Origin of the sequence: Streptomyces sp. ICBB 8177 (assembly GCF_003144095.1) — a bacterium.
Classification (GTDB): domain Bacteria; phylum Actinomycetota; class Actinomycetes; order Streptomycetales; family Streptomycetaceae; genus Streptantibioticus_D.
In genome coordinates, this window is sequence record NZ_NSKH01000023.1 from 313,801 (window position 1) to 326,461 (window position 12,661).

Annotated in this window: 13 protein-coding genes; 6 read left to right on the forward strand and 7 right to left on the reverse strand. The window is 75.6% G+C overall.

The features are described from left to right. Positions 1 to 102 precede the first annotated feature (102 nt). The gene (locus CK485_RS21865; protein ID WP_109453570.1) at positions 103 to 1,263 is read left to right on the forward strand and encodes an NAD-dependent epimerase/dehydratase family protein; all 1,161 of its coding nucleotides are present in this window, start codon (positions 103 to 105) and stop codon (positions 1,261 to 1,263) included. On the opposite strand, the gene CK485_RS21870 is transcribed toward CK485_RS21865, so the two are convergent. The 3 genes from CK485_RS21870 to CK485_RS21880 form a co-directional block, all read right to left on the reverse strand. Then, positions 1,253 to 1,909: a PhzF family phenazine biosynthesis protein gene (locus CK485_RS21870; RefSeq protein ID WP_109454322.1), complete on the reverse strand. Its 657-nt coding sequence runs from the start codon at positions 1,907 to 1,909 to the stop codon at positions 1,253 to 1,255. The genes CK485_RS21865 and CK485_RS21870 overlap by 11 nt on opposite strands. Positions 1,910 to 2,018: 109 nt before the next feature. After that, positions 2,019 to 3,140 (reverse strand): HAMP domain-containing sensor histidine kinase, encoded by a 1,122-nt coding sequence (locus CK485_RS21875; RefSeq protein WP_109453571.1) that lies wholly within the window; start codon positions 3,138 to 3,140, stop codon positions 2,019 to 2,021. Next, positions 3,133 to 3,978: a response regulator transcription factor gene (locus tag CK485_RS21880; RefSeq protein WP_109453572.1), complete on the reverse strand. Its 846-nt coding sequence runs from the start codon at positions 3,976 to 3,978 to the stop codon at positions 3,133 to 3,135. Before CK485_RS21880 ends, CK485_RS21875 begins: the two co-directional genes overlap by 8 nt. A 306-nt stretch (positions 3,979 to 4,284) precedes the next feature. On the opposite strand from CK485_RS21880, the gene CK485_RS21885 reads away from it, so the two are divergent. Genes CK485_RS21885 through CK485_RS21895 form a run of 3 tightly spaced genes read left to right on the forward strand, consistent with a single transcriptional unit; the run spans position 4,285 to position 6,463 of the window. After that, the gene (locus CK485_RS21885; RefSeq protein WP_199239472.1) at positions 4,285 to 5,037 is read left to right on the forward strand and encodes a glycosyltransferase family 2 protein; all 753 of its coding nucleotides are present in this window, start codon (positions 4,285 to 4,287) and stop codon (positions 5,035 to 5,037) included. Beyond that, entirely contained in the window at positions 5,034 to 5,786 is a 753-nt protein-coding gene (locus CK485_RS21890; RefSeq protein WP_109453574.1) for a DUF2064 domain-containing protein, read from the forward strand. The genes CK485_RS21885 and CK485_RS21890 overlap by 4 nt, the downstream gene beginning before the upstream one ends. Before the next feature lie 50 nt (positions 5,787 to 5,836). Continuing rightward, a complete protein-coding gene (locus tag CK485_RS21895; protein ID WP_342673495.1) occupies positions 5,837 to 6,463 on the forward strand; it encodes a methyltransferase domain-containing protein in 627 nt (208 codons plus the stop codon). Between the two features lie 93 nt (positions 6,464 to 6,556). Here CK485_RS21895 and CK485_RS21900 read toward each other — a convergent pair whose 3' ends face one another. Both CK485_RS21900 and CK485_RS21905 read right to left on the reverse strand, forming a co-directional pair. Continuing rightward, positions 6,557 to 6,967, reverse strand: coding sequence for a hypothetical protein (locus tag CK485_RS21900; RefSeq protein WP_109453576.1), 411 nt, complete (start codon positions 6,965 to 6,967; stop codon positions 6,557 to 6,559). Beyond that, positions 6,964 to 8,103 (reverse strand): molybdopterin-dependent oxidoreductase, encoded by a 1,140-nt coding sequence (locus CK485_RS21905; protein ID WP_241968524.1) that lies wholly within the window; start codon positions 8,101 to 8,103, stop codon positions 6,964 to 6,966. Before CK485_RS21905 ends, CK485_RS21900 begins: the two co-directional genes overlap by 4 nt. Before the next feature lie 230 nt (positions 8,104 to 8,333). On the opposite strand from CK485_RS21905, the gene CK485_RS21910 reads away from it, so the two are divergent. Beyond that, positions 8,334 to 9,806, forward strand: a complete 1,473-nt coding sequence (locus CK485_RS21910) for a glycosyltransferase 87 family protein (RefSeq protein WP_241968525.1) — start codon at positions 8,334 to 8,336, stop codon at positions 9,804 to 9,806. Here CK485_RS21910 and CK485_RS21915 read toward each other — a convergent pair. Beyond that, the gene (locus tag CK485_RS21915; RefSeq protein ID WP_241968526.1) at positions 9,799 to 10,800 is read right to left on the reverse strand and encodes a tellurite resistance/C4-dicarboxylate transporter family protein; all 1,002 of its coding nucleotides are present in this window, start codon (positions 10,798 to 10,800) and stop codon (positions 9,799 to 9,801) included. The two genes, CK485_RS21910 and CK485_RS21915, sit on opposite strands and share 8 nt — an antisense overlap. A 120-nt stretch (positions 10,801 to 10,920) precedes the next feature. Next, positions 10,921 to 11,475 carry a GNAT family protein gene (locus CK485_RS21920; protein ID WP_109453578.1) on the reverse strand — a complete coding sequence of 185 codons (555 nt, stop codon included), beginning with the start codon at positions 11,473 to 11,475 and terminating at the stop codon, positions 10,921 to 10,923. Positions 11,476 to 11,680: 205 nt separating this feature from the next. On the opposite strand from CK485_RS21920, the gene CK485_RS21925 reads away from it, so the two are divergent. Beyond that, positions 11,681 to 12,487 carry a 2,3-dihydro-2,3-dihydroxybenzoate dehydrogenase gene (locus CK485_RS21925; protein ID WP_109453579.1) on the forward strand — a complete coding sequence of 269 codons (807 nt, stop codon included), beginning with the start codon at positions 11,681 to 11,683 and terminating at the stop codon, positions 12,485 to 12,487. Positions 12,488 to 12,661 lie beyond the last annotated feature (174 nt).

The following is a 12,661-nucleotide window of genomic DNA, read 5'->3' on the forward strand; positions in this document are numbered from 1 at the left end:
GCGTGGTCGGCCCCGCAGGTCGGCGCTCCCTGGGTCTTACGGAACCGTGACGCGCCGCCCGCCGGGCACCCGGGCGCGCCGCGCTAGCCGTACGGTCGGCCCATGCTGGTACTGGTCACCGGAGGAATGGGCTTCATCGGCTCGCACGTCGTCACGGCGCTCACCGAGGCCGGACAGGAGGTACGGGTCCTGGACGCCCTGTCGCCCACCGCCCACGGAGCGGGCGCGCCCCCGCCACCACCCCTACCCGGTGTGGAGGTGGTGCGGGCCGACGTCCGGGACCGGGCCGCCGTCGTCGCGGCGCTGCGCGGGGTGGACGCGGTGTGCCACCAGGCGGCGATGGTCGGCCTCGGCAAGGACTTCGCCGACGCGCCGGAGTACGTGAGCAGCAACGACCTCGGGACGGCCGTACTGCTGGCGGCGATGGGGCAGGAGCGGGTGCCGGGACTCGTGCTGGCCGGGTCGATGGTGGTCTACGGCGAGGGGCGTTACGACTGCGCCCGCCACGGCACCGTCCGGCCGGGGCCGCGGCGGGTCACCGACCTCGACGCGGGACGGTTCGAGCCGCCGTGCCCCCACTGCGGCGAACCGCTCTCGCCGGGGCAGGTCGCCGAGGACGCGCCGCTCGACCCGCGCAACGTCTACGCGACCACCAAGCTCGCCCAGGAGCACCTGGCCGCCGCGTGGGCCCGCGCGACGCACGGCACCGCCGTCTCGCTGCGGTACCACAACGTCTACGGGCCCCGGATGCCGCGCGACACCCCGTACGCCGGGGTCGCGTCGCTGTTCCGGTCGGCACTGGAACGCGGCGAGGCGCCGAGGGTGTTCGAGGACGGCGGGCAGCGCCGGGACTTCGTCAACGTACGGGACGTCGCCGACGCGAACGTCGCGGCGCTCGGTGCGCTCGGCTCGCGGATCGAGCCCGGCACGTTGCGCGCCTACAACGTCGGCAGCGGCACACCGCACACCATCGGCGAGGCGGCCGGCGCGCTGGCCGAGGCGTTCGGCGGGCCGCCGCCGGTGGTGACGGGGGAGTACCGGCTCGGCGACGTGCGGCACGTCACCGCTTCCTCGCAGCGGATTCGCGACGAGTTGGGATGGTCGGCCCGGATCGGGTTCGCCGACGGCATGGCGGAGTTCGCGCACGCCCCGATGCGCGCACCGATCACGCCGATCACGCCGGCCGCGCCGAGCGAACGGACCGCGTCGGCCGAACCGACCGCACCAGTCACGCCGGCCGGACGGACCGCCGTCAGTCGGTGACCCGGCCGCCCACCTCGATCGTGCCGTCGGGGTGCGGCAGGGTGAGGATTTGGGAGCCGGTGCCCTGGCGGATGTCGAGGGGACGGCCGAGTTCGGCGGTGAGCAGGAGTGCCGCGGCACCGGTCGCCTCGTCCTCGACGATGTCGTCGCCGCGGCGCGGGAAGGCGCGGGCGCGCACCAGGCCCGCGGTCTCGTCCTGCCAGGCCCAGGCGTACAGCCACCCCTCGCCCGGCGGCGGGGCGGGCAGCGCGTCGATGTCGGCGGGCGAGTCGAAGCGTTCGGTGCGACGGCCTGTCACCCAGGCGGCGCGGCCGGTGATCCACGTCAGGTCGCCGTCGTGGCGGACGGCGACCTCGCCCGCCGGAGGACGCAGGACGTCGACCGGCCGGCCGCGGTCCCGCAGGAGCCGGGCGAGGCCCACGAGGGGGTGGCCCGCGAAGGGAAGCCGGGCGCTGGGGGTGTAGATGTCGGCCACGCCCGCGTCGGGATCGTCGAGGAACACGGTCTCGCTGTAGCCGAGTTCGGTGGCCAGCTGTTGCCGCTCCGCGCGGTCGGCGACGGAGGGGCCGTCGTAGACGATGCCGAGTTCGTTGCCGCCGGTGCCCTCGGGGCCGGTGAAGACCCGAACCACCACGAGATCGTCCATGGGGAGATTGAACCCCATCCCGGAATCCGGCGGGATTCCGGGGGATCCCGGCGGATACTTCGGCGTCTTCGGTCCGCACGTCGGGCGGGCGGGGCCAGTTGGGGGCGGCTCAGTGGGGCGCGGCGGGCAGGACGACGTCGAAGCGGCAGCCGCCGGGGACGTTGGTGACGAGCGCGCGGCCCCGGTGGGCCTCCACGATGCCGCGGACGATGGCCAGCCCGAGTCCTGCCCCCGCGGGAGGCGTGCGGGCGCCCGTGCCACGCCAGCCGGTGTCGAAGACGCGCGGCAGATCCTCGGGCGGGATGCCGCCGCAGCCGTCGGTGACCGACAGCACCACCGACTCCTGCCAGCGCCGTGCGGCGACCGCCACGGTGCCGTCGGCGGGGGTCCGGTGGATCGCGTTGACCAGCAGGTTCGCCAGGACGCGGGTCATCTCGCGGCCGTCGACCTCGACCGGCACCGGTTCGACGCCCGCGCCGACCAGCCGGACGCCGCGTTCGCGGGCCAGGGCGCCGACTCCGGAGATCGCGTCGCCCACCAGGTCGTAGACCGACATCCGGGAGGGGCTCAGCGGCAGGGCTCCGGCCTGGATGCGGGAGAGTTCGAACAGGTCGCCCACCATGGCGCTGAGCCGTTCGACCTCGGCGCGGATCTGGGCGTGGTAGCGCGGCGGATCCGGCACCATGCCGTCCTCCAGCGCCTCGGCCATCGCCCGCAGTCCGGCCAGTGGGGTGCGCAGGTCGTGCGAGATCCAGGCGACCAGTTCGCGGCGGGACGCCTCCAGCGCGCGCTCGCGGTCCCTGGAGGCGGCGAGCTTGGCGCTGGTGGCCGCCAACTCCCGCCCGAGCTCGGCCAGTTCGGCGGTCGGAGCGGTGTGGGGCGGGGCGAAGGGCGTGCTGCCCCCGCCGTCGCCCAGCGCCCGGGTCGCGGCCGTCAGCGCCCTGCTGCCCGCGACGACCTGGCGTCCGAGCACCAGTGTCACGGCGAACGACACGATGCCGGCCATCACGCAGACCAGGACGACGACCCGCAGGTCGTGCGAGGAAAGGAACATCGCCCACGCCACCGAGAGGGTCCCGGCGAGGAACGCGGCCACCGTGACCGCGGCGACGACCACCAGCGACAGCGCCACCGAACGATGCCGCAGCAGCCGCAGCGCCACGGCCCCGAGCAGCCCCGCCGCTGCGGCACCCGCGGCGGCGTACAGGGCGATCTGTGCGAGGTCAGACACCGCGGGCCTCCGCCGCGTCCACGCCCGTCGACCCGGCTCCGGCGACGGCCCCGGTTCCCGCCGCTGTTGCGGTCCCGGTACGGGAGACGTCCCCGGACTCGGCGCCGGCGCCGGCGCCCGGTTGGACGTCCTCGCACTCCGCGCCCGGTTCCACGTCCTCGCCCTCCGCGCCCGGCGGGTCGAAGCGGTAGCCGACGCCCCAGACCGTGCTGATCAGGCGGGGGCGGGCCGGGTCCGCCTCGATCTTCTCGCGCAGCCGCCGTACGTGCACCGTGACGGTGGACAGGTCGCCGAACTCCCAGCCCCACACGCGGTGCATCAGCTCCTCGCGGCCCAGCACTCGACCCGGGTGCCGCAGGAAGAACGCCAGCAGGTCGAACTCCCGTATCGTCAGCGAAAGTTCGTCGCCGTCACGAGTGGCGCGGCGGGCCGCCGGGTCGAGGGCGAGCGGACCCGAGCGCAGCCATGGCCCGGGCGCGGGCGGCGTGCCCGCCCTGCGCAGCACGGACTCCACGCGCAACACCAGTTCGCGGGGGCTGAACGGCTTGGTCACGTAGTCGTCCGCACCGACCTCCAGACCCAGGATGCGGTCGTCCTCCTCGCCTCGCGCGGTCAGCATGACCACCGGAACGGGTCCGCGCTCGCGTATCCGGCGGCAGACCTCCAGGCCGTCGAGACCGGGCAGCATCAGGTCGAGCACCACCAGGTCGGGGGCCAGCCGGGCCGCGCGGGCGAGCGCGGTCGGCCCGTCGGCGGCGCGGTCCACCGCGAACCCGGCGCGTTGCAGGTAGCCGGTCACGACCTCGGCGACGGTCGGGTCGTCGTCCACGACCAGCACCCGCCGCGGCGCGCCCGCGCCACCCGCGTCCCTCCCACCCGCTCCCGCACCGGCCTCTCCCGAAGGCGCGGCGTCCGGCCGCGCAGGCGGATCCGCGGCGGCGGGCGCCGTGTCGTGGGTCGCCGGACCGCCGTCCCCGGTGTCCGGGTGGTCGGCTGAGCTGGGCAGAGGGTTCACGGTCACGCTACGAGTCTCGCACCGGGGTCGGCCGGACGGACGGCGCGAGGTGCTCGTACGGTCGCACGTCCGTGTTTCGTAAGGATCGCATGTCCGGTTCGCGAATTTCGTCTTCGTAAGGTGAAGCGCGTGACCGATACCCCTCACTCACCCGGCGGAAGCCGGGTTCCCGCGCCCGTCGACGTCGTGCTTCCGTGTCTGGACGAGGCCGCGGCTCTGCCCTGGGTGCTGGAAAGGATCCCGTCCGGCTGGCGGGCGATCGTCGTCGACAACGGTTCGACCGACGGCTCCGCGCGGCTGGCCGCGTCGCTCGGCGCGTACGTCGTGCACGAGCCGGTACGCGGGTTCGGCGCCGCCTGCCACGCCGGGCTGCGCGCCGCCACCGCCGAGGTCGTGTGCTTCCTCGACTGCGACGCCTCGCTGGACCCCGTGCAGCTGCCCCGGGTCGCGGGCCCGGTACTCGACGGCGACGCCGACCTCGTGCTGGGCCGCCGCAGGCCCACCGCGCGCGGCGCGTGGCCGGTGCACGCGCGGCTGGCCAACCGCGAACTGGCCCGCCTGATCCGCCGCCGCACCGGCCTGCGCTTGCACGACCTGGGCCCGATGCGCGCCGCCCGCCGCGAACCGATGCTGGCCCTCGGGCTGACCGACCGGCGCTCCGGCTACCCGCTGGAGACCGTGGTCGCCGCCGCAGACGCGGGCTGGCGCGTACGCGAGCTGGACGTGTCGTACGCGCCGCGCGCGGGCCGTTCCAAGGTCACCGGTACGTGGCGCGGCACCTGGCACGCGGTGCGCGACATGCGCGCGGTCCTCGACCGTCCACCGGCGGCAAGAGGAAGCGACGCGCTGCCGCGCACGGCGGCGGGGACGGTGATCCGATGAGCGTCCCGTACAGTCGCGGCACCGCGGCCCCGACCACGATCCCGACCCCGCCTTCGATCCCGACCGCCGCCCCGGGCCCGGCCGCCGCCCCGAGCCCGAGCCCGGGACTGGGCCCGACCGGCCCGACCACGCTGCTGGTCATCGCCAAGGAACCGGTTCCGGGGCGGGTGAAGACCCGGCTGACGCCGCCGTACTCGCCCGGTCAGGCCGCCGCGCTGGCCGAGGCGGCGCTCCGCGACACGCTGGACGTCGTCTCGCGGGCGCCGGCCCGGCGCAGGGTGCTCGTGCTCGACGGACGGCCCGGGCCCTGGATGCCCGCCGGGTTCGAGGTGCTGCCGCAGGCCGGGGGCGGGCTGGACGAACGGCTCGCAGCGGCCTTCGCCGCGCACGCGGACGGACCCGCGCTGCTGGTCGGCATGGACACCCCGCAGATCACCACGGACCTCCTCGCGCCCGTGCTGGCGCCGGACGCCTGGCGGGAGTGCGACGCCTGGTTCGGGCCCGCGCGGGACGGCGGCTTCTGGGCGCTGGGGCTGGCCGCGCCCGACCCGGCCCTGCTGCGCGGCGTGCCGATGTCCACCGATCACACCGGCGCCGTCCAGCGCGCGCGGCTGACCGGGGCGGGACTGCGGGTGCGGGATCTGCCGCGGCTGCGGGACGTGGACACCGCCGCCGACGCGACCGCGGTGGCGCGGCAGGCTCCGGGATCGCGCTTCGCCTCCCGGCTGGCGGGGTTCGCCGCCTCATGAACGCAAGCACGACATCGGAATTGACGTCACGTCAGCGACGCACGCCCTGGGTGGACGACCCCTACGCCCACGCCTTGCGCACCGGCCGCGGGCCGCTCTTCCTGCGGCGCAGCGACGGCTGGATGCTGCCGCTCGAAGTCGAACGGTGGTGTGCCGAACCGGACGCCGCCGACACGGAGTTGCTGCGCCGTTGCCGCGGTCCCGTGCTGGACATCGGCTGCGGGCCCGGCCGGCTGGTCGCCGCGCTCACCGCGTACGGGCTGCCCGCGCTGGGGCTCGACGTGAGCCCGGCGGCGGTGGCCAGGACGCGGGGGATGGGCGGGGCGGTGCTGCGGCGTTCGGTCTTCGAACCGCTGCCGGGGGAGGGGCGCTGGGCCACCGCGCTGCTCGCCGACGGCAACGTCGGGATCGGCGGCGACCCGGCCGCGCTGCTTCGGCGGGTGCGTCAACTCGTGGCACAGGGCGGGGTGTTGCTGGTCGAGGCGGACGCGTACGACGTCGACGAGCGGTTCACGGTACGGGTGGAGGACGCCTTCGGGCGGTACGGGGAGGAGTTCCCGTGGGCGCGGGTGGGCAGCGCGGGTGTGGTCGAGGCGGCGGAGGCCGCGGGGTGGGCGCCGGTGGAGCACTGGACGTGCGACGGCCGCAGATTCGTCAGCCTGCGCCCGACCGCCTGAGCCGACCGCCCCGCCGCGACCCGTGACCGGTGACCTGGAGCCGCCCCGCCCCGCCGCGACCGACCGCCCGAGCGGACCGCCCCCCGCCCCGGCCTACCGCCGCCTCCGCAGTGCCCGCACGGCGGCCATCACCCCCGTCGCTCCCGCCACCACCCCCACCGCGACCAGCCAGTCGCGGACGTAGTCCAGCGGCAGCACCGTCGGATTGGCCGACGGACGCGGGGTGAGGATCGCGGGGAGGGCGACCACCGTCAGGCACGCCGCCGTCAACAGCCCCGCGCGCAGCGGCCCGCGCCGGGGGCCGTCGCGGGGCACGAGCAGCGCGCCCACCCCCAGCGTCACGGGCACCAGTACACCGTCGTGCAGCAGCACCGCGCCCACCAGCCACCGCACGACGTCCCACGGATCGCGGATGTAGGGATCGGTCAGCAGGACCGAGAGCCCCACGCCGATCGCCGCGAGCCCCAGAGCGCCGCACGCCCCTCGTACGAACCATGTCCTCACGTCAACACCTCGATCCTGGTGACCCACTTGGTCTGGAGCACCCCGGGCCGGTTCGGGGCGATGACGCGCGCGGGGTAGCCGTGGTCGTGGTCGAGGGGGCGTCCGCCCAGCGACACCGCGAGCAGCGTCAGCGGGTCGCGCGCGTACGAGGCCCCCATCTCGGTGACCGCGTAGTTGCCGCCGCGCTCCAGGGAGACGATCCGCACCCGTGCGTCGTGCGGCGCCTGCGCGCGGTCGAGCAGGTCCCGCAGCGGTACGCCCGTCCAGTGCGCGTTCTGGCTCCAGCCCTCGACGCAGGAGATCGGCAGGACTGCGGAACGTTGTGGCAGCGAGGTGAGTTGACGGTAGGTCAGTTCGTACGGGGTCGGTCCGGCGACGCGCAGGCGCCAGCCGGCGAGCCGGGTGCCGGTGATGCCCGCCTGCGCGGCCGTTCGGTTGACCGGAAGGGCCTGCGGGCCGTCGCCGGGGCGGCGCGGGGCGAGCAGGTCGGTGGCCTTGAGCGGGGTGAACGACTGCCCGACCGTCGCCAGGGTCACCCCGCCCACGGCGGTCAGCACGGCGGCGACGAAGGACCTGCGATCGGGTGCGTCCGGGTCGGCCGGAGCGGAGCCGCGACGCCAATGGGCCGCGATCACCGGCGCCTTGACCGCGATGTGCAGCAGCACCGAGCCGATCGCCACCCAGGCCAGCGCGAAGTGCGTCTGCCGGAACGGGAAAGGCCACGGGTACCACTGCGTGGTGTCCAGCAACCCGGTGAAGATCTCCAGCAGGAGGCTGGCCACCAGTACCGCGATGGACAGCCGTTCCAGCGCGTGCGCCACGGACTTCACGGGCGGCCAGCCGAACAGCCGGGGGTAGACCGTCCACAGCTTGGCCAGCAGCAGCGGGATCGCGGCGATGCCGGTCGCCACGTGCAGGCCCTGGGTGAGGCGGTAGCCCCAGACCGGGCGGCTGGGCAGCACGTTCGCCGCCCAGCCCGGCGGTTGCTGGAGGTAGTGGCTGATCAGCCCGGTCACGAAGCACACGGCCACGGCGGCGCCCAGCAAGCGGCCGACCACTGTCGCGGTCCGTGCGTCGTGCAGACGGCCACGGAACCGGGGCAGGCGCCCGCCGACCGATTCCAGGCGCGCGTTCACAGCCCGCACCTGAGCGCGGACCTGGACTCGTCGCCCGCCCGCCTCCGATCGCCGGAGGGCCGACAGGGCTCGCCTCGTCCGCCGCACCTTCGTGCCGGACTCTCTCCTCACTCGCATGCCGTCCATCCCACCCCGGGAATCCCCCGATGGGGGCGTGCGACTCCTTACGGAACACGGACACCGGGCACGGCACCACCCTCGACCGCGCCCCGCGATGCCACGGTGTCCTGGTGACCGCACCCCCGCACACCGCCGACACCGCCGACCGCAGTCGCGGCCAGGACCGGCCCCGCAGCCGGAGCCATGGCCGCGTCCGCGTCCGCACGGCCCTCACCGTCACCCTGCTCGCCGCGCTCACCGCCGCCACGCTCGCCACCGTCGCGACCGGCGGCACGCTCGGCGACCCCGGCCGCCTGCTGCCGTGGTACGGCGTCTGCTGGGCGCTGTTCGCCGGTGCGGCCTGGGCGGTGCGAGAGGTGCCGCGCCGGGTCGCGGTGCCGCTGGTCGCGGTCGGCGCCGTCGCGTTGTCGCTGGCCGCGCTCGCCGCGCCACCGCGCACCAGCGACGACATGTACCGGTACGCGTGGGACGGCCGGGTGCAAGCGGCGGGCATCTCGCCGTACACCTACGCGCCCGACGCCCCGAGGCTCGCCGGGTTGCGCGAGCAGTGGCTGTTCCCGACCGGGACCGCCTGCCGGGGCTGGGACCTGCACGCCGCGCCCGGCGGGGTCTGCACCCTGATCAACCGGCCCGCTGTCCACACCATCTACCCGCCGGTCGCCGAGGCGTGGTACCTGGTCGTCCACCTGGCCTCGCCGCCCGGCAGCCGGTGGAAGCCGTTCCAGGTGGCGGGCGCGGTCCTGGTGGTCGCCGTCGCCTGGGCGCTGGTGTGGGCGCTGCGGCGGCGCGGGGCCGATCCGCGCCGGGCCGCGCTGTGGGCGTGGTGCCCGGCGGTGCCGTTCGCGGCGGTCAACGACGCCCACGTCGACACGCTCGGGGTGCTGTTGCTGGTGGTGGCGTTCGGGGTCGGCGCGGGAGGCCGGCGCGGGGTGCCGCTCGGCGGCGCCATCGCCGTGAAGCTGCTGCCGGGGCTGGCACTGCCGGGCGCGCTGTCCGGGGTGCTGGCCCCTGGACGACCCCGCCGATGGCGGGAGTTGACGTGCACCACCGTGGCGGCGGTGGGCGCGGTGGCGCTCGCCTACCTGCCCTACGTGGCCGCCTCCGGGACCGGTGTCATCGGCTACCTGCCCGGCTACCTCCAGGAGGAGGGGTACGAGTCGGGCGACGTCGGGCGGTTCGCGCTGCTGCGACTGGTGCTGCCGGACGCCTGGGCCGGCCCGGTCGCGATCGCGGTCGTCGTGGGTGTGTCGTCGTACGTGCTGCGCCGCGGCGATCCGGCGCGGCCCTGGCGCGGCGCCCTGCTCGTGGTGGGCACCGCGTTCCTCGTCACCTCGCCCGCGTACTACTGGTACGCGCTGATGGTCGTCGGCCTCGTCGCGCTGGACGGACGGTGGGAGTGGCTGGCGGTTCCGGCGGCCGGCACGGTGCTGTACATCGGCAACGCCCTGCGCTGGCACGGACTCGCCCCGCAGGCCTGGCCGTTCGGGGTGGCCGCAGCGGTCGTCGTGGCGGGCGCGGTCCTGCGCGGCAGGGCAGCGACACGGCACGCGTCAGCCAACGCCCCCGCGTCCAGCGTCAGTTGACGGGCGGCGGCCCCGCCGGACGCCCGCCCTCGCGCACCGCCGCCACCCCCGTGACCGCCCACGCCAGCAGGGCGACCCACAGCAGCACATCGCCCAGCGTCCGCAGCCACCCCACGTCCGCCGTGACCGACCACGCGATCGTGGCGAGCGCGGTCATGGCCATCGGGTTGACGGTCGACCACCGCCGCACGTCGTAACGCGGCCTGGGCCAGCGGATCTCGCAGCACACCAGCACCGCGTACGCGGCCAGCGCCAGGCCCAGCAGTACGATGCCCGCGAGCCGCAACGCGTCGTGCGCGCCGGTCGCCCAGCGCAGCGGCCCGGCCGGGGCGGCGGCGTCCGCCAGCCGCGAGACGGCCAGCGCGGTGATCGCCAGGGCGCTGCACGCCACCCAGTGATCCCCCTTGCCGCGCCGCAACTCGCCCACGTCGAACCGCTCCAGCGTCACCCCGTACAGCGCCAGCCCCAGCACGACGAGTCCTGCGGAGGGCCAGGCGAGCCACCGGGTGCCCGAGTCGAGGGCGACGGACGCGGTGAGCACGGCCAGCGCCTGCGTCGAGACGCAGACCAGGTACGCCGCCCCCGGCACCTTGCGCCCGCGGTGCCGCAGCACGCGGGTCAGCAGCGGCAGCCACGCCACCACCGCGAGGCACAGCAGCGGAACCGCGGCGCCGGTCCATCCCAGCAGGGCGAAACGCGTGCCCAGCACGGCGGTCGCCGCCACCGAGGTCAGCGCGGGCGGGGTCGCCGTCTCCCGCCGCCAGCGTTCGCCCTCGTACCGCAGCCGCAGGCAGAAGGCCGCCGCCAGGACCGCCCAGATCAGGCAACCGAGCACCAGGAACACGCCGGACGACAGCCCTGCGCCCAGCAGCCCGCAGCCGATCGACAGCGCCCCGGTGGCCATCACGGCGGCACCGGAGGCCGCAGGCACGGCACGCAGGAACCGCGCCCATCGGCCGTGCGGGAGGGAGCGGCGATCGTGGGCTTCGGCCACGGCCCCAGCCTCCCCGGTCAGCACCTCGCCGACCCGTCATGGACGGCGTGCGGCACGTGAGCGTCACCCGTGCGGAGGCTCGCGCCGCCCGGCGCCCGCCGGACCGCACCGCGGCATCCGTCAGCCCACCGGATCCGTGGGCAGCCTCGCGTACATCAGCATGTCGCGGCGGGCCCCGCCCACTTCCTGCCACGAGCGCAGCAGTCCCTCGGGACGGAATCCGGCGGATTCGGCAGTGCGGCGCGAGGCGGTGTTCCACGGCTCGACGTACAACTCGACGCGGGCGAGGCCGAGCGCGGCGAAGGCCCAGGCGGTGGCCGCGCGCAGTCCGGCGAGGGCCGCGCCGCCGCCGCGCGCCGAGGGGGCGACCCAGTATCCGGCCGAGGCGCGGGCGTGCGGCGCGGACCACAGCCCGACGGTGCCGACCGCACGGCCGTCCGCCACGCGTTCCACGACGAACGGCCACCCGGTGCCGTGCGCCGCCCGGTCCCACTGCCGCTCGACGAACGCGACACCGGCGGCGTGCGAATAGGCGGACGGGACCGTCGTGATCAGCGGGATGTACGGATCGCCCGAGGCCTCCTCGACCAGCGGGAGATCGGCGAGCGTCCAGGGGCGCAGGGCGAGGGAGTCGCCGGCGGGCAGGCGCGGTACGTCGAACGGCGGTTCGGGCATGCGGGCATCCTCCCGCAGTCCTTCGCCGGTCACGGGGAATTACGCCTCGGCGCCGGACCCTCAAGGCTCATCTATGAGGTTAGGCTAACCTAAGTTAGGCTGCCTCCGGCGGCACGTCCGGTGCGCGGTCGGGAGGCCGATCCCGCCCGGCCGGCATGCCCCGGCGAACCCCTGACAGCGCCCGGCCGAAGGACACGCGAGGACCATGACTGGCGACACGCACACCCTCGGCGCGGCCGAACTCACCGGTCGCGTCGCCCTGGTCACCGGTGCCGGACAAGGCATCGGCGAAGCCGTAGCCCGCACCCTCGCCGCCCGGGGCGCGCGGGTCGCCGCGATCGACCGCGACCCCGCACGCCTGAAGGCGCTGGAAGCCGCACTCGGCCCGGGCGTCCTGCTCGCGCACGTCGCCGACGTCACCGACAGCGCCGCCGTCGACGCGGCCGTGGAACGCGCGGAACGCGAACTCGGGCCACTGGACATCCTGGTGAACGTCGCGGGCGTGCTGCGCCCGGCCCCCGTGGTCGACCTCACCGACGAGGACTGGGCGGCCACCTTCGCCGTCAACACCGGCGGCGTCTTCCACGCCTCCCGGGCCGTCGCGCGGCGCATGGCCGCCCGGAGTTCCGGCTGCGTCGTCACCGTGGGCTCCAACGCCGCCGGAGTACCGCGCACCCACATGGCCGCCTACGCCGCGTCCAAGGCGGCGGCGACCATGTTCACCAAGTGCCTCGGCCTGGAGCTGGCCGCCTGCGGGGTGCGCTGCAACGTCGTCTCGCCCGGCTCCACCGACACCGCGATGCAGCGAAGGCTGTGGACGGACGATCCCGGCGCCTCACGCAAGCGGGTGGTGGAAGGCGACCCGGACAGCTACCGCGTCGGCATACCGCTCGGGCGGCTCGCCGAGCCGCGGGACATCGCCGAGGCCGTCGCCTTCCTGGTCTCCGACCGCGCCCGGCACATCACCATGCACGACCTGTACGTGGACGGCGGCGCCACCCTGCGCGCCTGACCCGCCACCCGCCCGCCTTCCTGACGCTGCCCCGTACGCCGACCACCCCCGCACCGCCGTGATCCGGATCGGAGAGAACCAGGTGACCACAGCACACGACCTCGCCGCAGACCCCGGCCCGGGGCACGGCGGAGCCCGGGGCGGCCGCCCGCGGGGCCCCGCCGACGCCGCGGC

Excerpts from the sequence above, each read along its gene's own strand:
- CK485_RS21865 (WP_109453570.1), top strand. The coding sequence starts at position 103 with ATGCTGGTACTGGTCACCGGAGGAATGGGCTTCATCGGCTCGCACGTC.
- CK485_RS21870 (WP_109454322.1), bottom strand. The coding sequence starts at position 1,909 with ATGGACGATCTCGTGGTGGTTCGGGTCTTCACCGGCCCCGAGGGCACC.
- CK485_RS21890 (WP_109453574.1), top strand. The coding sequence starts at position 5,034 with ATGAGCGTCCCGTACAGTCGCGGCACCGCGGCCCCGACCACGATCCCG.
- CK485_RS21920 (WP_109453578.1), bottom strand. The coding sequence starts at position 11,475 with ATGCCCGAACCGCCGTTCGACGTACCGCGCCTGCCCGCCGGCGACTCC.
- CK485_RS21925 (WP_109453579.1), top strand. The coding sequence starts at position 11,681 with ATGACTGGCGACACGCACACCCTCGGCGCGGCCGAACTCACCGGTCGC.